This is a genomic window from Jiella mangrovi, from assembly GCF_017815135.1.
GTDB classification, from domain to species: Bacteria; Pseudomonadota; Alphaproteobacteria; order Rhizobiales; family Rhizobiaceae; genus Jiella; species Jiella mangrovi.
Map to the genome: position 1 here is coordinate 82,263 of NZ_JAGJCF010000014.1, position 19,578 is coordinate 101,840.

General features: G+C 65.9%; 14 protein-coding genes. 5 read left to right on the plus strand and 9 right to left on the minus strand.

All coding sequences use genetic code 11. The annotated features are described in order from the left end of the window. Window positions 1-63 precede the first annotated feature (63 nt). Both J6595_RS16545 and J6595_RS16550 read right to left on the minus strand, forming a co-directional pair. Complete coding sequence (locus J6595_RS16545) at window positions 64-3,213, minus strand: efflux RND transporter permease subunit (RefSeq protein ID WP_209595689.1); 3,150 nt, start codon at window positions 3,211-3,213, stop codon at window positions 64-66. Further along, the gene (locus J6595_RS16550; RefSeq protein WP_209595690.1) at window positions 3,210-4,373 is read right to left on the minus strand and encodes an efflux RND transporter periplasmic adaptor subunit; all 1,164 of its coding nucleotides are present in this window, start codon (window positions 4,371-4,373) and stop codon (window positions 3,210-3,212) included. The genes J6595_RS16545 and J6595_RS16550 overlap by 4 nt, the downstream gene beginning before the upstream one ends. A gap of 94 nt (window positions 4,374-4,467) precedes the next feature. On the opposite strand from J6595_RS16550, the gene J6595_RS16555 reads away from it, so the two are divergent. Further along, the gene (locus J6595_RS16555; protein WP_209595691.1) at window positions 4,468-5,082 is read left to right on the plus strand and encodes a TetR family transcriptional regulator; all 615 of its coding nucleotides are present in this window, start codon (window positions 4,468-4,470) and stop codon (window positions 5,080-5,082) included. A gap of 7 nt (window positions 5,083-5,089) precedes the next feature. Here J6595_RS16555 and J6595_RS16560 read toward each other — a convergent pair whose 3' ends face one another. The 3 genes from J6595_RS16560 to J6595_RS16570 all read right to left on the minus strand — a co-directional run bounded on the left by J6595_RS16560 (window position 5,090) and on the right by J6595_RS16570 (window position 8,154). Further along, on the minus strand, window positions 5,090-5,464 hold the full coding sequence (locus J6595_RS16560) for a BLUF domain-containing protein (protein ID WP_209595692.1): 375 nt from the start codon (window positions 5,462-5,464) through the stop codon (window positions 5,090-5,092). 156 nt (window positions 5,465-5,620) lie between these two features. Continuing rightward, window positions 5,621-6,025 (minus strand): DUF1850 domain-containing protein, encoded by a 405-nt coding sequence (locus J6595_RS16565; protein ID WP_209595693.1) that lies wholly within the window; start codon window positions 6,023-6,025, stop codon window positions 5,621-5,623. After that, entirely contained in the window at window positions 6,022-8,154 is a 2,133-nt protein-coding gene (locus tag J6595_RS16570) for a TRAP transporter permease (protein ID WP_209595785.1), read from the minus strand. Before J6595_RS16570 ends, J6595_RS16565 begins: the two co-directional genes overlap by 4 nt. A gap of 383 nt (window positions 8,155-8,537) precedes the next feature. Here J6595_RS16570 and J6595_RS16575 point away from each other — a divergent pair, with 383 nt between their 5' ends. Beyond that, complete coding sequence (locus J6595_RS16575; RefSeq protein ID WP_209595694.1) at window positions 8,538-9,422, plus strand: universal stress protein; 885 nt, start codon at window positions 8,538-8,540, stop codon at window positions 9,420-9,422. 417 nt (window positions 9,423-9,839) lie between these two features. Here J6595_RS16575 and J6595_RS16580 read toward each other — a convergent pair whose 3' ends face one another. Together J6595_RS16580 and J6595_RS16585 are read right to left on the minus strand one after the other, a co-directional pair. Continuing rightward, the gene (locus J6595_RS16580) at window positions 9,840-10,718 is read right to left on the minus strand and encodes a transglutaminase family protein (protein ID WP_209595695.1); all 879 of its coding nucleotides are present in this window, start codon (window positions 10,716-10,718) and stop codon (window positions 9,840-9,842) included. Then, complete coding sequence (locus J6595_RS16585) at window positions 10,715-13,132, minus strand: circularly permuted type 2 ATP-grasp protein (RefSeq protein WP_245198595.1); 2,418 nt, start codon at window positions 13,130-13,132, stop codon at window positions 10,715-10,717. Before J6595_RS16585 ends, J6595_RS16580 begins: the two co-directional genes overlap by 4 nt. Before the next feature lie 350 nt (window positions 13,133-13,482). On the opposite strand from J6595_RS16585, the gene J6595_RS16590 reads away from it, so the two are divergent. Then, window positions 13,483-15,426, plus strand: a complete 1,944-nt coding sequence (locus tag J6595_RS16590) for a PhoX family protein (protein WP_209595696.1) — start codon at window positions 13,483-13,485, stop codon at window positions 15,424-15,426. Window positions 15,427-15,649: 223 nt separating this feature from the next. Here the strand turns inward: J6595_RS16590 and J6595_RS16595 are convergent, their stop codons facing one another. Further along, complete coding sequence (locus tag J6595_RS16595) at window positions 15,650-16,600, minus strand: TAXI family TRAP transporter solute-binding subunit (protein WP_209595697.1); 951 nt, start codon at window positions 16,598-16,600, stop codon at window positions 15,650-15,652. A gap of 203 nt (window positions 16,601-16,803) precedes the next feature. Between J6595_RS16595 and mscL the strand changes: the two genes are divergently transcribed. Together mscL and J6595_RS16605 are read left to right on the plus strand one after the other, a co-directional pair. Further along, a complete protein-coding gene (gene mscL, locus J6595_RS16600) occupies window positions 16,804-17,241 on the plus strand; it encodes a large conductance mechanosensitive channel protein MscL (RefSeq protein ID WP_209595698.1) in 438 nt (145 codons plus the stop codon). 412 nt (window positions 17,242-17,653) lie between these two features. Then, window positions 17,654-17,980, plus strand: a complete 327-nt coding sequence (locus J6595_RS16605; protein ID WP_209595699.1) for a hypothetical protein — start codon at window positions 17,654-17,656, stop codon at window positions 17,978-17,980. A gap of 405 nt (window positions 17,981-18,385) precedes the next feature. On the opposite strand, the gene J6595_RS16610 is transcribed toward J6595_RS16605, so the two are convergent. Beyond that, entirely contained in the window at window positions 18,386-19,330 is a 945-nt protein-coding gene (locus J6595_RS16610) for a 2-hydroxyacid dehydrogenase (RefSeq protein WP_209595700.1), read from the minus strand. Window positions 19,331-19,578: the final 248 nt, after the last annotated feature.

The window sequence follows — 19,578 nt, forward strand, 5'->3', positions numbered from 1 at the left end:
AAACGGGCGGGCACAGGTCAGGGTGCGCCCGCCCATCTTCTCGGCGCCGGCCGGCGTGACGCATTACTCTGCCGGTTGCGGGGCCGGAAGCTCATCCGTTCGGCCCGTCCTGCCGCCGGCGCTTTTGCGGTCGGGCGACAGCAGGCGGTAGAACAGCGGGATGAAGAAGATCGCGACGAAGGTCGCCGCCAGCATCCCGCCGATGACGCCGGTGCCGATGGAATGGCGCGAGGCCGAGCCCGCCCCCGTCGAGATGGCCAGAGGCACGACACCGAGGATGAAGGCGAGCGAGGTCATCACGATCGGCCGGAAGCGCAGTTTCGCGCCTTCCAGCGCCGCCTCGAAGGCGGACATCCCCTCCTCGCGTTTCAAAACCGCGAATTCGACGATCAGGATGGCGTTCTTCGCCGCAAGCCCGACCAGCGTGACGAGACCGATCTGGAAATAGACGTCGTTGTCGAGGCCACGAAGCCAGATCGCCAGAAGCGCGCCGAAGACGGCGAAGGGCACGGCGAGGAGGACGGCGATCGGCAGCGTCCAGCGCTCATATTGCGCGGCGAGGATCAGGAAGACCATCAGGATGCCGAAGCCCATGGCGACGGCGCCGGTGCCGCCGGCCTGGATTTCCTGATAGGCCGAGCCCGTCCAGGCGATCTGGAAGCCTTCGGGCAGGTTCTCTGCCGCCACCTCCTGCATTGCCGCCAAGGCCTGTCCGGAGGAGAAGCCCGGCGCCGGGCCGCCGGAGATCTTCGCGGCGTTGAAGGCGTTGAAGCGCTCGATGAGATCCGGCCCGACGACGCGCTTGACGTCGAGGAGCGTGTCGAGCGGGATCATCGAGCCGTTGGTCGCCTGGACATAGACGAAGCGCAGATCGTCCGGCGTGCGGCGGAAGTCGGCTTCCGACTGCAGTGTGACGCGGTAGTTGCGGCCGAGCAGGGTGAAGTCGTTGACATAGAGCGTGCCGAAGGTCGCCTGCATGGTGGTGAAGATCGACGAGATCGGAACGTTGAGGGATTTGGCCTTCTGCCGGTCGACGTCGATCCGGTATTGCGGGACGTTGGCCGAAAACGAGGTTCTGACGCCGGCAAGTTCCGGCCGCTTGGCGGCGGCCGCGACGACGGCGTTCGCCGCTTCAAGCAGCGCCTCCGAGCCGCCGCCGCGCCGGTCCTGGACGAACAGGTCGAAGCCGCCGGTGGTCGACAGGCCCTGGATCGGCGGCGGGTTGAAGGCGAGGATCAGCCCGTCCTGAATGCCGGCATTCATGCCGATGAAGGGGCCGACGAGATTGCGCGAATCCAGAGCGGGATCGGTGCGCTCGGACCAGTCCTTCAGCGTGATGAAGGCAACGCCGGCAGACGACTTCTGGACGCCGGCGAGAAGGTCGAAGCCGGCGAAGGCAGTGACGTCCTTCACGGCGGGGTGCTTGCGCAGATTGGTGACCATCTCGTCGATGACGTCCGTGGTCCGCTGCAGCGAGGCGGCCGGCGGCAGGATGGCGACGGCGAAATTGACGCCCTGGTCCTCGTTGGGGACCAGCGAACCCGGCAGCGTCTGCATGAAGTGCCAGATGCCGAAGCACAGCGCGGCGAAGAGGACGAGCGCCACGACCGCCCGGCGCATGATGAAGGCGACGCCGGCCCCATAGGCGTTCGTCAGCCTGTCGAAGCCGGCATTGAACCAGCGGAAGGGCGCGATCGGCCGGCCATGGGTCGGCTTCAGGATCACCGAGCAGAGCGCCGGCGTCAGCGACAGAGCGACGATGCCGGAGATCGTCACCGAAACGGCGATGGTCAGCGCGAACTGCCGGTACATGGTGCCGGCGAGGCCGCCGAGAAACGCGACCGGCACGAAGACGGCGCACAGCACGAGAACGATGGCGATCACCGGCCCGGTGACCTCGCTCATCGCCTTGGCCGTCGCCTCCTTCGGCGACAGGCCCTCGGTGCGCATGATGCGCTCGACATTTTCGAGGACGACGATGGCGTCGTCGACGACGATGCCGATGGCCAGCACCAGGCCGAACAGCGTCAGGAGGTTGATCGAGAAGCCGAAGGCCAGCAGCGCGCCGAAGGTGCCGAGGATCGACACCGGCACGGCGAGCATCGGGATCAGCGTCGCCCGGAACGACTGCAGGAAGACGAAGACGACGATGAAGACCAGCACCATCGCCTCGATGAAGGTGTGGATCACCTCCTCGATCGAGGCCTCGATGAACTTCGTCGTGTCGAAGGGGATCGCCCAGGAAATCCCGTCGGGAAACGACTTCGACAATTCGCCCATGCGCTGGTTGACCGCTTCGAGGGTGGCGAGCGCGTTCGCGCCGGGCTGCAGATAGATGCCGATCGGCACGGCCGGGGTGCCGTTGTAGGAGCCGTTGAAGCCGTAGTCCTGGGCGCCGAGCTCGACCCTTGCCACGTCCTTCAGGAGCAGCGACGAGCCGTTGGAATCGGACCGGAGGATGATGTTCTCGAAGGCTTCCGCGTCGGGCAGCCGGCCTTCGGTGGTGACGGAATAGGTGAAGGCGAGATCGCCGCCAGACGGCGGCGCGCCGAACTGGCCGGCGGCGAATTGCGAGTTCTGGTCGCGGATCGCCGTCGCGACGTCGGTCGGCGTCAGGCCGTATTGGGCGAGGCGGTCCGGCTGCAGCCAGATGCGCATGGAATAGTTGCGGGCGCCGAAGAGTTGCGCCTCGCCGATGCCCGGCAGGCGTTTCAATTCGTCGAGGACGTAGAGCAGGGCGTAGTTCGACACATAGGTCGCGTCGTAGCGCGGATCCTTCGACGCCATGGTGATGACGGCGAGGATCTGGGAGGAGCGCTTGGCGACGGTGACGCCGAGGCGCTGCACCTCTTCGGGCAGCGACGCGGTCGCCTGCTGGACGCGGTTGTTGACGTTGATCGTCGCCTGGTCCGGGTCGGTGCCGGACGCGAAGGTCACCGCGATCGACGCCGTTCCCGTCGAGGAATTGGTCGATTGCATGTAGATCATGTCCTCGACGCCGTTGATCTGCTGCTCGATCGGCGCCGACACGGTCTGGGCGAGGGTCTCGGCGGAGGCGCCGGGATAGGAAGCGGTGACGACGACCTGCGGCGGGACGAGCTGCGGGTACTGCTCGATCGGCATCGATCGCAGCGACAGGACGCCGCCGAGGGTGATGATGACGGAGATGACGACGGCGAAGATCGGCCGGTCGACGAAGAAGCGGGAATTCATCGTGCGGCCGTCTCCTTGGCCGTCGGCTCGCCGGGGGCGCCGTCCGGCGTCACCGGGTTCACCGGCGCGCCGGGCCGCACCTTGACCACACCCTTGGTGATCAGCATGTCGCCGGCGCTGAGGCCCGACTTGACGAGATAGCCGTCGGCGATCTGGCGCTCGATCTCGATCGGCGCGACGGCGGCGACGTTCTTGTCGTCGATCTTGTAGACGAAGACGCCTTGCGGGCCTTGCATCAGGGCCTCGGCGGGAATGACGATGGCGTTCTTGGCGACGAGCCCCTTGAGGCGCAGCCGCACGAACTGGCCGGGCAGAAGCTTGCCGCCCGGATTGGGCATGACGGCGCGTGACAGGATCGTGCCGGTCTGGGTGTCGATCGAGGTCGAGGTGAAGTCGATCTTGCCGGTCTCGCCATAGGTCGAGCCGTCGCCGAACACCACCTCGACCGTGAGGTCGGCCTGCGTCCGCGCCCCGCCGAGCGCGCCTTCCTCGACCATCTCGCGGATCGAGGCGGTCTCGGTGTCGGCGGCCGAGAAGTTTGCGTAAACGGGATCGATCTGGCTGATTTCGGTGAGCAGATCGCCGGTGGACAGGAGCGAGCCTTCGGGCACCTGTTCGAGGCTGGTGATGCCGCCGGCCGGGGCCTCGACGGTGGCGTATTGGAGCGAGAGATCGGCGCTCCTCAGCTGCGCTTGCGCGGCCTCGACCTGGGCCTCGGCGAGTTCGCGCGCCGAGATCGCATCGTCGAGGGTCGACTGGCTCGAGGCGCCGCGCCTGGTCAGCGCCCGGGCGCGCTCCTCGCTGCGCCTTGCCTGCGAGAGCGTGGCATTCGCCTGGGCAATCTGCGCCTTTGCCAGCGCCACCTGGGCCTGGTAGCTCGCCGGGTCGATCTCGAACAAAAGCTCGCCCTTCTTCACCCGCGCTCCCTCGTCGAATTTGCGGGCGAGCAGGATACCACCGACGCGGGCGCGCACCTCGACCTTGCGGGAGGCGACGATGCGGCCGGGATATTCGTAGATCACCGGCACCGTCTTTGCCTGAAGTGTCTCCACCGTGACCTGCGGCGGCGGCATGCCCGGAGCCTGGGCGTGGGAGGGAATCGGCAGAAGCAGCGCGATGGCCGCGACGAAAATCGCCCGGCCGAGATTAAACGTCTGCATGGTAAGGACTTTCGACGCCGCGGCCCGACGCCGCAGATGTTGCATTGCAGCTAAAATACATGCATGTATGTATAACGCAAGGAGGAGAGAGAAATTGCGACGAACGAAGGAATGCGCCGAGCAGACGCGCGAGGCGATCCTCGACGCGGCCGAAACGGTGTTCTTTCGCCAGGGCGTCGCCGCCACCACCCTGTCGCAGATCGCCGCCGAGGCGGGGATGACCCGCGGTGCGATCTACTGGCATTTCGAGAACAAGCTCGAACTGTTCAAGGCGATGCAGGACAGGGCGCATCTGCCGAAGGAGCGTCTGTTCGACGCCGGCCAGCTGCTCGGCGCCGAGGACATGCTCGCGACCCTGCTCGAAAAGACGCTCGAGGTCCTGCGGCTCGCCCCGACGGACGAACGCGGCAAGCGCGTCTATTCGATCCTCCTGTTCCGGTGCGAATATATCGGCGAGATGCAGGAGGCTCTCGCCCGCATGCGCGACAGCGACGACGACTTCGCCGTCCGCATCGAGCGCGTCTTCGCCCGCACCGAGGAGACCGGGGCGCTGTCGGGCGAATGGACCGCCAAGACGGCCGCGAACGCCTATTGCGCCGCCGTCAGCGGCTTGTTCTCGCAATGGCTGAAGATCGGCGACGGGTTCGACCTGATGGCGGCGGGACGGCCGCTTCTCACCGCGCTGTTCGCGAGCTATCGGGCGCGCTGAGCCTCCGTCAGTCGAAACGCCTGACCAGCGGCTCGGCTGCACTGTCGCCGGAGCCGTATTTTTCGACGATGCTCAGCGAGATCATGTAGAGGTCCGACGGGGTCATGCGGGTGAGGCCGAAGCCGTCGAACTGGGATTGCGCGATATCTGCCCGCGATTGCAGAACGACGCCGGTATGGCGCGGATCACCGAGAATGCGCAGGTAGAGTTCGTCCGTGATTGCACGCGGTCCCTCGATGATCTGCGTGATCATCCGCCCGTCGAAGGCGATCGCACCGCGAATCTGATTTTGCTGGTTCCATGCGCGAGCATGCTCGAGAATCTTGGCGAAGTCCTGCGCCGAAAGGCCGTTCGCCAAGCTTGTATAGGATATGTGCCGCATCTGCGCCCCGAGCAAACACGACGCGGATCGACCACGTCTTTTTTTAAAAGATTACGCCAATCCCTCGTCCCATCCTCGACAGCAGCGCATTCATGTTCGATTCTAAGGGTCTAAGGCCTCCGAGTCCACCCTTGGACGCGGGCGAACCGCGAGCGATCACGGGGATGTGGGCGCTCTTCGGTGGCCGGCGTCCGGCAGTCGCGCATCGCACCAGCTGACGTGGATGGGATCGCTCGCGGCCTTCCCGAGGGTGAGGCAGGGCGAGCCTGCTGCACAGAGCCGCCAGCCACCCCCCGTTGCGCCCGACGCGGCGAGGATGAGCTCGGGGACCGGCGGGCGGGACAGCTCGTAGACATAGGCGCCATCGACAAGCCGTGCGTTTTCCGGCGGCTCCATCCCGGCCCCCGAGCCCTCGATCCGTCCTTCGGTGACGGTCAGCCCCTTCGGCCCGGCGAGCCAATGCTCTTCCCAGCGGGTCTTTTCGACCGAATGGGTCCAGGACAGTGTGAAGGCGGTGGCTGCCAGGGTGATCGCCTTGCCGGCCGAGAGGATGCAGATCATGCCGGCGAACGCGGCGCCGGGCTCGTCTGCGTCGGCCGTGATGTCCGTTCGCCCTCGCTCCGAGCGCCCTTCCTGCGGCCGTAAAGATGAAGGCCGATGACCGCGGCGGCCACCGCAAAGCCGATCTCGTCGGTCAGGGGCAGGGCGGCGATCAGGGTGAAGGCCGCGGCGGCGGCGCCGAGCCGCTGCCACCATGGCATCGGCGCGACGAGAAAGCCGATGGCGGCGGACCCCCACAGGCCGATTGCGAGGCAGGCCTTGAAGACGATGTAGACGACGGCGGGGACGTAGCCGATTTCGGCTGCGAGCGGACCGCCGTCCTGCAGCATCAGGGCCGGCGTGTAGACCGCCATGAAGGGAATGACGAAACCGGCCAGTGCGACCTTGATCGCCTCGAATGAAATCCTCAAGCCCGGCGCCTTGGCGATCGGCGCGGCGGCGAAACAGGCGAGCGCGACGGGGGGCGTCAGATCGGCGAGGATACCGAAATAGAAGACGAACATGTGGCTGACGATCAGCGGCACGCCCAGCGCCAGAAGCGCCGGGCCGGCGATCGAGGAGGTGATGATGTAGTTCGGGATGGTCGGAATGCCCATGCCGAGGATCAGGCAGGTGATCATCGTCAGGACCAGCGACAGGAACAGCGAGGTGTCGCCGACCGAGACGATGAATTGACCGAAGGTGTTGGCGACGCCGGTCAGCGTCATCGTGCCGACGATGATGCCGACGATGGCGCAGGCGATGCCGACGGGAAGCGCCGTCTTGGCGCCGTCGGCGAGCGCATCGCGCACGGCGATCAGCGTCTCGCGGCCGCCCTTGAAGAACGCGCAGGCGGCGACGAGGATGACGAGCGCCACGAGGATCGGGAGCATGCCGTATTCGAAGAAGGCCGCCGCGGCAAAGCCGAGCAGGACCCAGAACACGACGCGGACCGCCAGTCCCGGCATCTTCATCGCCAGCGGCGCGCCGAGAATGAGAAGGGCGGTGAGCGCAAGGCCGATCGTGCCGGCATAAAGCGGGGTGTAGCCGGCAAAGAGCAGCCAGACGAGGACGGCGAGCGGCAGGATCAGATACCAGCCGGTCTTCAGCGCGCCCCATGCGGAGGGCAGCTCTTCCTTCGCGAGCCCGAGAAGATTTCGTTTGCCGGCTTCCAGATGCACCATCCAGAACACGGAGGCGAAGTAGAGGACGGCCGGGATGACGGCGGCGGTCACCACCTCGGCATAGGCGACGTCCAGCGTCTCGGCCATGATGAAGGCGACGGCGCCCATCACCGGCGGCATGATCTGCCCGCCCATGGAGGCGGTGGCCTCGACCCCGCCGGCGAACTCCGCCCGGTAGCCGAAGCGCTTCATCAGGGGAATGGTGAACTGGCCGGTGGTGACGACATTGGCGACGCCCGAGCCCGAGATCGTGCCCATCAGACCCGAAGAGAACACCGCGACCTTGGCCGCCCCGCCTCTGGCGCCGCCGACGAGGCCGAGCGCGACGTCGGTGAACAGCGTGATCATCCCGGCGCGTTCGAGGAACGAGCCGAACAGGATGAACAGGAAGATGTAGGAGGAGGAGACGTAGGTCGGAATGCCGTAAATGCCCTCGGTGCCGAAGGCCATGTGGTCGATCACCTGAGAAAAGTCGTAGCCGCGGGTGACGAAGGGCGAGGGGAGGTATTCGCCGTAAAGGCAATAGCCGAGAAACAGTCCGGCGATGATCGGCAGGGCCGGCCCCATGATGCGCCAGGTGGCGACGAACAGGACGGCGAGGGCGACGACCCCGACGACGGTGTCGGCGAAAAGCGGCGAGCCGGCGCGGAAGATCAGCGCCTTGTATTCCCACCACTGGTAGAAGGCGACCGCCATGCCGAGAAGACCGAGCAGCCAGAACAGCGCCCGCGACGCCTTCGGCTCGTTCCTGAGCGCGGCGACGAGCGGCAGGCCGAGCAGGCACAGGAATCCGACATGGACGGCCCGCACGATCTGGCTCGGCAGATCCCACAGATGGGCGGCGGTGAGAAGCTGGAAGGTGGAAAAGGCGATCGCGATCAGAAAGAGGATGCGGCCTTCCATGGAGCTGGGGAAAGTCGAGGCAAGCGGATCGTGCAGCTCGGCCCGTTCCTCGTCCATGGCCATGTCGCCCGCCGGATCGTCGGGGTTTCGACCGCCTTGCCGCGTTGCCTGATCGTTCATACGGGGCCGACCCCTCCCAAGGTGCGCGTGGAGAAGGACACTAGCCGGAGCCTTGGTGAAGGGCAATTGCCCCGCGTCATTGCCGATCCGCGCGGCCGATCCCGGCCTCGCGACGGCGATGCGGCGACACGTTCGGCAGGGCGTTTCCAGGCGTTACTCGCCCCTGCGGTCGCGGCTGACGGCGTTCCGGCATCGTCTGCGGTCTCTCCGCGCCACTGCCGGGAAGCACAATTTCGGCGTGGTTGCCACGCGTCGAGGTTTGGGATCATGGTAGGGGCTCGCGGAAGGGTCGGGACGCGACCCGTCGAGGGGAAAAGCGAGGCTAGATGAAAGCGATCCTGGTGCCGGCGGAAACTCATGCCGACAGCGAACATGCCCTGAGGATGGCCGCCGAGGTGGCGCGCCGGTTTTCGGGCCGTATCGAGACATTCGCCCTGCAGATGCCGCCCCTTGTCAATCTCACCTGGGACCCGGCGGGCGTTGCCATCATGAATGGCGCCGATCTCGACCATCGCCGCATTCGCGACGACGCAAGGCAACTCGTCGCCCGGCTGATGTCGGAGGAGGATGTGGCGCTGGAGCCGGCGCCGGCCGAGGCGGGCGCTGCGCCGTCCTCCGATTTCGAAGCGAGTGCGGCGTCGTCGGGCAGGGCGTCCTGGGCCTGGAACGACAAGCAGATGGCCGGCGACGGATTTCTCGGCGCCTATGGCCGGGCCTTCGATCTGACGGTCGTCTGCCGGCCGAGACCCGAAGGCGCTTCCATCACGACGCTCGAATCCGCCCTGTTCGAAAGCGGTGGCCCGATCCTGATCGCGCCGCCGCATCCGGTCGAGAAGGGCTTCGGCGAGACCATCGTCGTCGCCTGGAACGGCTCGAGCGAGACCGCCCGCACGATTGCCTTCGCCCGGCCGTTGCTGAGGGCCGCCAAACGGGTGATCGTGCTGGCCGACGATGGCGGCCTCGGCGATCAGCCGTCGGGCGCGCTGGTCCAGCGCCGCCTCGCCCTCAGCGGCGTGCCGGTCGATCTGAAGCTGATCGCATCCGGCGGCATCCGCTCCGGCGACGCCATCCTGGCGGAAGCTGCGGCGCTCGGTTGCGATCTCCTGCTCAAGGGCGCCTATACCCAGAGTCGCCTCCGGCAGATGATCTTTGGCGGGGCGACCAGCCAGATCCTGGCGAAAGCCGAGATCCCGGTCTTCATGGCGCATTGAGCCGGATGCGAGCCGGATGCCGCTCGACGCGGACGGCGAGGCGTGCGGCATCGGCCCGAAAACCGGCATCGATTTTCTGAAAAGCACGGTCTGGAGATTCGGACACTCAGAGCGTCCTTTCTGCGTCCAATCATGGTGCACCACACGACGCCCGAGCGCCGGCCACGGCTTGATCGGGAAGGCGCACGCTTCGAAGCTTCGTCATTCTCGGGCCCCGTCCCGAGAATCAAGAAAATCCCAATGAAACAAATACTTAACTGACGAACTGGATGCTCGGGACGGGGCCCGAGCATGACGAGTGCGATGAAACCGAGCGCCTGATCTCGAAGTGCCGGGCCCTCGATATGCGCCGCTCGACGAGACTGTCGTGCCCGTTGGGTCCTTCAGGGCGCAGGGCGCTCTGAAGGCGGACTGGGCTCATCCGATCGGAATGACGTCGACGAAATGGTCGGTCTTCTGCGGGCCGGCCGTCACGAAGGAGCCGGCGATCGGCAGGGCGTCGGAATAGTCCCGGCCGACGGCGACGACGATGTGATCGTCGCCGGCCACGATGCCGTTGGTCGGATCGAAGCCCACCCAGCCGGCGTCGTCGCCGAGCCAGACGTCGACCCAGGCATGCATGGCGTCGGCGCCTTCGAGGCGCGGCTGGCCTTTCGGCGGTTCGGTGCGCAGAAATCCACTGACATAGCGGGCCGGTATGCCGTTGCCTCGCAGCCCCGCGATCATCACATGGGAAAAATCCTGACAGACCCCGCGCTTTTGCGCGAAAGCCTCGGCGACGCTGGTGCCGACGCTGGTCGCGGCGGGATCATAGGCGAACTCCTCGCGGATGCGCTTCGTCAGCGCCATCACGGCAAGGCCTGCCGGCCGAGCGTCTTCGACCAGAGTTTCGGCGACATAGGCGGTGAGGTCGGCAAAAGGCGCGATCCGGCGCGAGGGGCCGAGATGGTGCAGCGGCGAGGCGCCGTTTGCCGAGCGCGTGGCAAGGGCATCGCTGGCGAGTGTCTCGATGTCCGGTGTCGTCTCGAGCCGGGGCCGGGCCCGCTGTACGGCCACCACCGCCTCCATCACCACGCAGAGCTCGGTCTGCGGCACGAAGAAGGCGATCGTATCGACGTCGTTGCCGAAGAAATCCCCATCGCGCTGATGTTCGCCCGCTCGGGGCTCGATCACGACCCTGACGTTTCGCGCGGTCTGCGCGGCGTCGCTCACCGGGCGCACGCGCAGGAGATGGCGGGCGTCGATGACGGCGGAGCGATATTCGTAGACGATCTTCAGGCGGATGTCGTATTTCATTCCGGCCCCCCGCTCCATTCGGCCGCCGCCCGCGGGCTCGACAACAGATAGCGCTGGGTGATGAGGTCGGAGATCAGCGCGAGATCATCGACAACCCTGTCGAGGAAAGCGGTGTCCACCTCCGTGCCGTCGGCGGTCTGCAGCCGCACCTTGAGCCTTGCCAGACGGCGCTGCAGAAGATCCGGCGATTGGCCGAGATGGACGCCCGGAAGCGACGAGATGACATCCGCCAGGAGATTGACCTGAAAGGCGAGGGAGCGCGGATTGAGCGGATCGAGCACGGCAAGATCGACCACCGTCTCCTCGGACAGATCGACGGAATAGCGCCGACGATAGGTGACGGAGGAATCGGTGAAGGCCAATAGCGCCTCCAGGGCGCCGGCCGGCGGCTCGTCGGCGAGAAGGGAGGAGACCACCATCGCCGTCGCCTGGCCGCGTTCGAGCGCCCGGCCGCACTGCATGAAGCGCCAGCCGGTGAACTGATACATGTTCTCGTGGGCAAGGCCGGCAAAGCCCGACATGTGGGTGAGGACGGCGCTGGTCAGGGCGACGACGTCCTCGTCCTCTTCGGCGAGTGCGTCGAGGATCAGCGCGACGACGTCGTTGAGCGTGCGCCAGGCGTCGGGCGAGAAGCGCTCGCGGATGCGCGAGGCGGTGCCCGCCGCCTGCCTAGCCAGGGCAAGGAGGCCGCGCTGCGGCTTGCCGCCCTCGGTCTCGACGCCGCAATCTGAAAGGATGAGGGCGACGCGCGCCTCGAGCTCGCCCTCGCTCCAGCCCTCGCCGGCGCGGGCGGCATGAAGCCGCAACAGCCGCGCCGCCGTCTCGCAGCGTTCGGCATAGCGACCGAGCCAGAAGAGATTGTCGGCGGCACGGGCCGGAAGCGCCCCCGGCAGCCGCCGCGAGAAGCGATCGCCCTTCGCCCCGAGCAGGGTCACCGGCTTTGCGGCAGGCGCGGGCGAGGGGATCCACACGTCGATAGAGCCGCCGCCGCGCTGCATCGAGATCACCCGCGCGTCGCGGGAGTCGGCCACCCGCGCAAAGCCGCCGGGCATGACGTGCCAGCCCTCCTCGTCGCGCATCAGGAAGGCGCGCAGCGTGACCGGGCGCGGCTCCAGCCGGCCGTCCTTGCCGAAGACCGGCGTCGTCGAGAGCGCGGCGATCTCCTGCCCGACGAGGGTGACGCCCTCGCGGGTCGAAGCCGGCACGGCCATCGACGCCTCCCCCTGCCGCGTGGCGGTTTCGCCCATCACCGGGAAAGGCGGGGCGCCGGGAAAGGCCGGGCCGAGCTGCAGCCGGGCGGCGTTTTCGGCGACGAAGCGGCGGATCTTCTCCTGGCCACACCACCAGGTGGCGATCGTCGGAAGTTTCAGCTCTTCGCCGATGAGCGCCTCGGCCAGCGGCTTTTGAAACGCCAGAAGCGCCGGGGTTTCGAGAATGCCCGAGCCGAGCGCGTTGACGACGGCGAGCGCCCCGGAGCGCACGGCACGGCAAAGGCCGGGTGTGCCGATCCGCGAGCCGCCGAAAAGCTCCAGCGGATCGCAGAAATCGGCATCGAGCCTTCGCCACAACACGCTGATCGGCTGGAAGCCGTCGACGGTCCTGACCTCGGCACGGTCGCCATGGACGACGAGGTCGCCGCCTTCGAGGAGGAGGAGGCCGAGATAGCGGGCGAGATAGGCGTGTTCGTAATAGGTCTCGTTGTGAGGGCCGGGCGTCAAAAGGCCGATGCGGGAGCGTTCAGGCCCACCGAGCGCGAACAGCATCTCGCGGAACCGGCGAAAGAAGCCGGCGAGGCGCTCGACATTGAGGGCTCTCGTGATGTCGGGAAAGGCCTTGGAGGTCGCGACCCGGTTTTCCAGCGCGAAGCCGGCGCCAGACGGCGCCTGCGTGCGGTCGCCCAGCACCCACCAGCGGCCGTCCGGACCTCTGCCGAGATCGATGGCGATGAAGGACAGGAGCGGCGCGCTGCCGTTCGCCTGGCCGGCCAGAGGCCGCAGGAATTCCGGGTTCCGGCCGATGAGGATGCCGGGCAGGGTGCCCTCGGCGACCATTCGCCCTTCGCCGTAGATATCGGCCAGAAGCGCTTCGAGGAAACGCGCCCGCTGGACGAGGCCGGCGGACAGCGCCTGCCATTCGGCGCGGTCGATGACCAGCGCCGGATGGCCGAGCGGCCATTCGTGGCTCTGCTCGGCTCCCTCGCCATAGACCTGATGGAAGACGCCGGCTTCGGAGAGATATTGCCGCGACGAGGCAAAGCGCCGGTCGAGTTCACCTTCCGTCATCGCCGAGAGTTTTGCCATCAGCGGTTCATAATGCGGCCGCAAGACGCCCTCCGGCGCGATCATCTCGTCGCGGCCCTTGGCGGCCAGGCTGGCATAGTGGCGAAGAAGATCGGGTTCGGGAGGCACGGGCATCCAGATCTGTGGCGTGGATCGGACCCGCTATAGCACCTTTCCGCCCGTCCTGGCTCTCGGCATCGGCATTTCATGCTTCATGGCGGAGCGCGCTCGATTGCCGGGTCGTTCGCGAGGTTGTCGCTTCGTTCGACGTCGCGGCTGCCTCGCCGGCACCGAACTCGCTCGAAAACAAATATTCGCCTTCTGGTTGCTTCGGCAAATTCGTTCGAGTGAGGAGTTGCTTGTATTTGAAAGGGTTGCGCGACGATGTGGGCTGTCATCGCACTGCAAAGACCTTGGAATAATTCTATTCAGTATTGTCATTCGACATTACGAATCCGTAATAATCATTCGAAGGAATGACCTCCATGAATGAGAATTTCGCGCTTTCGCGTCGCAGCACCCTGAAAGTCCTCGGCGGTGCTTTCGTCGCTCTGCCGATCGCCCGTCTCGCCCATGCCGAAGGAACGGCGACCCATGAGGCCGCCGCCGGCATGCCCGGCACGGCATCGTTCGAGGGCATGAGCGCGCCGGGCCTCGCCGATCCCGACGCCATGGCCCGCGTGTCGGTCGGCTCGAAGCTCAGCCTCGAGGGCCCGGACAAGGCGAAGAAGATCTCCGACCTCTCCTACCACGCCTTCTTCCAGACCGGCGACGAGGTGCCCGACCTCGATGGCAAGCCCACCATTGCCGGCGGCTATTTCGACATTCACGGCCAGCCGATCATGGACCTGTCGGACCCGGCCGAGAAGCGCCAGTTCTTCTCCGACTGTCCGGACGGCATGGCCCTGCTCCAGCCGATCGAGGGCGTCGACAAGGCGGCGCTCGGCGTCAAGGGCAATCCGGTCTTCGCCGTCGTGCAGTTCGAATATACCAGCCGGGACCTCGCCAAGGACGACATGTATGGCCGTCTGCCCTCGCCGATCGCCGTCCTGACCCTCGATCAGGATCCCGACACCGGCCATCTGGAACTCGTGCGCTACGCCAATGTCGATACCGCCGGCGCCCACGGCCTGTGGATCACCTGCGGCGCCAGCCGTTCGCCCTGGAACACCCATCTGTCCAGCGAGGAATACCCGACCGACGCCTTTTCGGCCGATTCCGACGAGACGTTCCTCGCCTATATCACGAACCTCTACGGCGATGCCGAGGCGGTGAAGGACCCGGCCAAGGCCAATCCCTATCTCTACAACCACATCCCCGAGGTGCGGGTGAATGCCGACGGCAGCGGCACCATCACCAAGCATTTCTGCGTCGGCCGGATCTCGCACGAACTCATCCAGGTCTGCCCCGATGCGCGCACCGTGCTGATGGGCGACGACATGACCAATGGCGGCGCCTTCATGTTCGTCGCCGACAGGCCGGAGGATCTGTCCGCCGGCTCGCTCTACGTCGCCAAATGGCACCAGACCTCCGGCAAGGGCCCGGGCGCGGGCGATCTGACCTGGATCAAGCTCGGCCACGCCACCAGCGACGAGATCGAGACCCTCGCCAAGACGCTGAAGCCGACCGACATCATGGACGTCGCCTATGAGGATCCCTCCGACGACAGCTTCGCCAAGATCGCCTATGGCGGCAAGGACAACTGGGTGCGTCTGAAGCCGGGCATGGAGAAGGCCGCGGCCTTCCTCGAGACCCACCGCTATGCCGCGCTGAAGGGCGCGAGCCTCGGCTTCACCAAATGGGAAGGCACGACGGTCAACGCCGCCGACAAGATCGGCTATGTGGCGATGAGCTACATCAAGGGTCCGATGATCGACGGCAGCAGCGACATCAAGGTCGAGGGTCCGCTGGCCGGCTCCGTCTATGCGCTGACCCTGACGGACGGCCAGAAAGACGAGGGCGGCGAGGCGATCGACAGCGAATGGGTGCCGGTGCACATGGCCGGCATTGCCGAAGTGACCGGCGAGGATCTCGCCGAGCCCGACGCCCTCGGCAATCTCGCCAATCCGGACAAGGTCGCCAATCCCGACAACATCAAGTTCTCGGAAGACATGCGCACCCTGTTCATCGGCGAGGATTCAGGCCTCCACGTCAACAACTTCCTGTGGGCCTACAATGTCGACGACAAGACCTGCAAGCGTGTGCTCTCGACCCCCTCGGGCGCGGAATCGACGGGTCTCCAGTCCGTCGACAACGTCAATGGCTGGACCTACATCATGAGCAACTTCCAGCATCCCGGCGACTGGGAGAGCCCGCTCCACGACAAGGTCAAGGACGTGCTCGAGCCGTTGATCGACAAGAACTTCAAGAACCGCTACGCGGCCCAGGTCGGCTATATCGCCGGCATGCCGCAGGCGCGCAGCGCCTGAGGCCAGCGACGCCGGTTTTCGGCCTGCGCCGACGGTTGCAGGCTCGATCACCGCAAAGGCTTCACGCCGGCGCCCCGAGAAACGTTCTTTCGGGGGCGCCGGTTTTCACCCGTCTTATGCAGGATCATTGGTCGGCGTTTTCCGAAGTCCGAGGGCCGGAGCTGATGGCGCCGGCCCGCTCTTTTTTGCAGAGACGGCGCGGGGCGATCCCCGCGCGATCGAGTTACAGAAGCCCGGCTTCCTTGTAGTAGCGCTCGGCGCCCGGATGCAGCGCCACCGGCAGGTTCTTGGCCGCCGTCTTCGGGTCGATGGCTTTTGCCGCATTGTGGGCGGCGACGAGGTCGGGCAGGTGCTCGAAGAGCTGCTTGGTCATCTGATAGGCCAGTTCCTCGTCGACGTCGGAGGAGGTGACGAGGATGTTGGTGATCGCCAGCGTCGGCACGGCCGCGTCCTGGCCGTCATAGGTGCCGGCGGGGATTTCGGCCGCCTGGAACGGTGCGCCGAGCTTCTCGGCGATCGCGGCGGGGACGGCGACGACGGTGATCGGCAGCGAGGCGGCCAGATCGCGGATCGAGGAAACGCCGAGGCCGGCGGACTGGAGCGTCGCGTCGAGCTGGCGGTTCTTGATCAGCTCGACGGATTCGGCGAAGGGCAGATATTCGGTCTTGCCGAGATCGTCATAGCTCATGCCCGCCGCCTGGAAAATCGCCCGGGCGTTGAGCTCGGTGCCGGAGGCCGGCGCGCCGACGGACAAAGCCTTGCCCTTCAGGCCTTCCAGATCGGTGATGCCCGAATCCTTGGAGGCGACGATCTGCACGTAGTTCGGATAGATAGCGGCGATGGCCCTGAGCTTTTCGACCTTTTCGGGAAAGCCCGCCTCGGCATTGCCTTCGGCCGCCGCCTTGACGCTGTCGCCGAGCGCAAAGCCGATCTCGCCGCGCCCTTGCGTGACGAGCTTGATGTTCTCCACCGAGGCCTTGGTCGACTGGACCTGCGTCTTCACGCCGTCGATGTTCTCGCCATAGACCTTGGCCAGCGCAACGCCGAGCGGATAGTAGACGCCGGACGTTCCGCCGGTCAGGACGTTGATGAACTGCTGGGCCGAGGCGCTGGCGGGCGCGAAGGCCAAGCCGGCAATGACGGCGGACGCCGCAAGGCGCGAAAGATGTCTCATGAATTTCCTCCCAAGGGACCGAAGCGGTCCGTGGAAGAAACTTGTCACAAGGCGAGCCCCAAGCTCAAGCCCGTGATAGTTTGACCTTCGTCGCATCGCCGCGTGACATTCTCGCACGAGAGGAAGATTTCACTCGAAACCATCGCGACACGCGCCCTGCCGCGCCTAGATAGTGCGTTCACCGATCCCGCACGGAGCCGCAGATGCTCAAGGAATTCCGCGAATTCGCCCTGAAGGGCAACATGGTCGATCTTGCCATCGGCATCATCATCGGCGCGGCCTTTTCCGGCCTGGTCAATTCGATCGTCTCGGATCTGTTCATGCCGCTGGTCGCGGTGATCACCGGCGGCGTCGACTTTTCCAACAAGTTCGTCGCGCTTTCCAGCGCCGTCACCGCCACCGGCCTCGAGGAGGCGCGCAAGCAGGGACCGGTCTTCGCCTATGGCCGGTTCGTGACCCTCACGATCAACTTTCTCATCGTCGCCTTCATCCTGTTTCTCGTCGTGAAGATGATGAACCGGCTGAAGCGCAAGGAGGAGGAAAAGCCCGCGCCGGTCGCCGAAGTGCCGCGGGAGGAAAAGCTGCTGGAGGAAATCCGCGACATCCTGGCGAATGGGGCCGGGGCGGAGCGGCGGGTCTAGCCTGCCGTAAAATGGCTCCAGAATCCCGGACCGAAAAGCTCATTCCCGCCATCTCGAGAGACCGGCAATGTCTCGCCGTCGTCGGTCGCGTGCCAGAGATTTCCACCCCGTCGGGCTTGCGGATCGTGGCTAGCCCCCGATGCTCCAGCCCATGCTGGCTTGGACAACGATCCGGTCGGTGCCGCTTGAACGCGCCGAGGCCCGAAAGCGGACCGCCTCTGTGAACCACGGCAAAGACCGCAAAGCAGCCCCGCGCGGAGTTGAACTTGCTGCAAGCGGAGCCGTTCGCCGCCGGGAGCCAATTTCCAGCCTCTCTGCGGTTGCGTTTTGCTACCAAATCGTCGCACCGTGGCCGTGTTGCATGCAACGCGCCGATTGGGTCTGCCAACTGCCCTCGGCGCAGGAGGTTCGAATGAATGAGTATGCGATCTTGGCTGCGACCTTGGTCGGCGGTGTTGCAGGAGGTGCGCTCGGTGCGCGCATTTCAGCTGCGCCGATGTGGAAGGGCGCACTCGCTGCTGGATTGGCTTCGATCGTACAGCTGGTCATCGGGGAGTTGGGTGATATCGAGGAGCCTCTCGTCAATTCCCTGACCTATCTCGCGGCCGTCGGGATCATTGGGGGGCGCTGGGGTATGGGGCTGACGGGTCGGCAGCTTTCACTGGTGGTGATCGGCAGCTTCCTGCTGGCCCTCGCCGCTGCGGTTCCCATCGTCTATTTCTTTCCATCCCTGGTCTAGCCCGCTTCCGATCAGACGAGCGGGCATGGCACTAAACGCCCTGGGCCATTCCGGCGAAGGGGGGCTCGGTCATGGCCGTGGTGTCATCGCTGCAATCCGGGTCCAGATCATAGCGCAAGACACGATGCGCGACGGCCCGCCACGACTCGATCGAGAAGGCGTTTCGTTCAACGCTTCGTCATTCTCGGGCCCCGTCCCGAGAATCCAGAAACGTTCGACACAACAGAAGCTTAATCGGCGCTCGACATGCTCGGGACGGGGCCCGAGCCAGTAGGGCGCGGGCTAACCGGACGGCCCGAGAACACGGGGCAGTCCCCCGATATGCGCCGTTCGACGAGACTGTCATGTACTGTTGGTCCAGATTGCACTGTTGTCCGCATTCCGGCGCAACCACAGCCTCTCGCCTCACACCACCGGGCTGAGCAGCGGCTCGCCCCTCAGATGCGCCTTGAGGTTCTTCACCACCATCATGCCCATGGCGGCGCGTGTCTTGTGGGTGGCCGAGCCCTGATGGGGCAGGAGCACGACGTTCTGGAGCTTCCGCAGGCGCTCCGGCACGTGCGGCTCGTTGGCGAAGACGTCGAGGGCCGCGCCGCCGAGGGCGTCCGTCTCCAGAAGTTCGATCAGCGCCGCTTCGTCGACCAGCGAGCCGCGGCCCATATTGACGAGCTTGCCCTTGGGGCCGAGCGCCTCCATGACTTTGCGGCTAACGATGCCCTTGGTCTCCTCGGTTCCGGGCGCGATCGCCACCAGCCAGTCGACGTCACGGGCCATGGCTTCGAGATCGGGATGGTGGGGATAGGGCTGATGCTCCTGACGCGAGCGGCCGTGATAGACCACCTCCATGTTGAAGGCCTGGCAGAGCTTGGCGATGGTCTTGCCGATGCGCCCGAGGCCGAGGATGCCGACGCGGGTGCCGGTGAGCTCGTCGGTCAGGCCGAAGGTGCCTTCCGATTCCCAGCGGCCGGCGCGCACATAGGCGTCGGCCTGGGGCACGCGGTGGCAGAGGGCGAGCATCAGGGCGAGCGTCGTCTCGGCGACACAGTCGTTCAGCACGTCCGGCGTGTTGGTGACGGAGACGCCATGCTCCTTCGCCGCCGCGACATCCACCGCGTCGTAGCCGACGCCGAAGGAGGAGATGATTTCCAGCTTCGGCAGGGCCGCGATCATCTCGCGGGTGGCGCCGTGATGGCCTCCGGTGGCGACGAAGCGGGTGGTGGGGGCGAGCTTTTCCAGAAGCGCCGGCTTGTCCTCGGCCTCGAAATAGCGATGCAGGGTGAAGTCTTCCGCCAGCGCCTTTTCGACGGGCTCGGCGAAGGGGCAGATTTGCAGAAGATCGGGCTTGGCCATGGTCGGTCCTTGATGGGCTGAATTCGGCGGGCGATGCCCATTTGGGCAGAACGCACCGGCAATGAAAGTGATAAGTGGCGCGATCAGGCGCCAGGGCGATCGTTCGATGCAGGGGCCGGCATTCGATATAGTCCCGATCTCCCCCCTTGTGTGGGAGATGCCGGTAGGCAGAGGGGGCGCAACGGGCGTCGACATGTCCTAACGCCGGCGCTGCACCCCCCTCTGGGTTGCCACCCATCTCCCCCACA

Coding starts and splice junctions, on each gene's coding strand:
- J6595_RS16545 (WP_209595689.1), bottom strand. CDS start 3,213: ATGAATTCCCGCTTCTTCGTCGACCGGCCGATCTTCGCCGTCGTCATC.
- J6595_RS16550 (WP_209595690.1), bottom strand. CDS start 4,373: ATGCAGACGTTTAATCTCGGCCGGGCGATTTTCGTCGCGGCCATCGCG.
- J6595_RS16560 (WP_209595692.1), bottom strand. CDS start 5,464: ATGCGGCACATATCCTATACAAGCTTGGCGAACGGCCTTTCGGCGCAG.
- J6595_RS16565 (WP_209595693.1), bottom strand. CDS start 6,025: ATGATCTGCATCCTCTCGGCCGGCAAGGCGATCACCCTGGCAGCCACC.
- J6595_RS16570 (WP_209595785.1), bottom strand. CDS start 8,154: ATGGCCATGGACGAGGAACGGGCCGAGCTGCACGATCCGCTTGCCTCG.
- J6595_RS16575 (WP_209595694.1), top strand. CDS start 8,538: ATGAAAGCGATCCTGGTGCCGGCGGAAACTCATGCCGACAGCGAACAT.
- J6595_RS16580 (WP_209595695.1), bottom strand. CDS start 10,718: ATGAAATACGACATCCGCCTGAAGATCGTCTACGAATATCGCTCCGCC.
- J6595_RS16585 (WP_245198595.1), bottom strand. CDS start 13,132: ATGCCCGTGCCTCCCGAACCCGATCTTCTTCGCCACTATGCCAGCCTG.
- J6595_RS16590 (WP_209595696.1), top strand. CDS start 13,483: ATGAATGAGAATTTCGCGCTTTCGCGTCGCAGCACCCTGAAAGTCCTC.
- J6595_RS16595 (WP_209595697.1), bottom strand. CDS start 16,600: ATGAGACATCTTTCGCGCCTTGCGGCGTCCGCCGTCATTGCCGGCTTG.
- mscL (WP_209595698.1), top strand. CDS start 16,804: ATGCTCAAGGAATTCCGCGAATTCGCCCTGAAGGGCAACATGGTCGAT.
- J6595_RS16605 (WP_209595699.1), top strand. CDS start 17,654: ATGAATGAGTATGCGATCTTGGCTGCGACCTTGGTCGGCGGTGTTGCA.
- J6595_RS16610 (WP_209595700.1), bottom strand. CDS start 19,330: ATGGCCAAGCCCGATCTTCTGCAAATCTGCCCCTTCGCCGAGCCCGTC.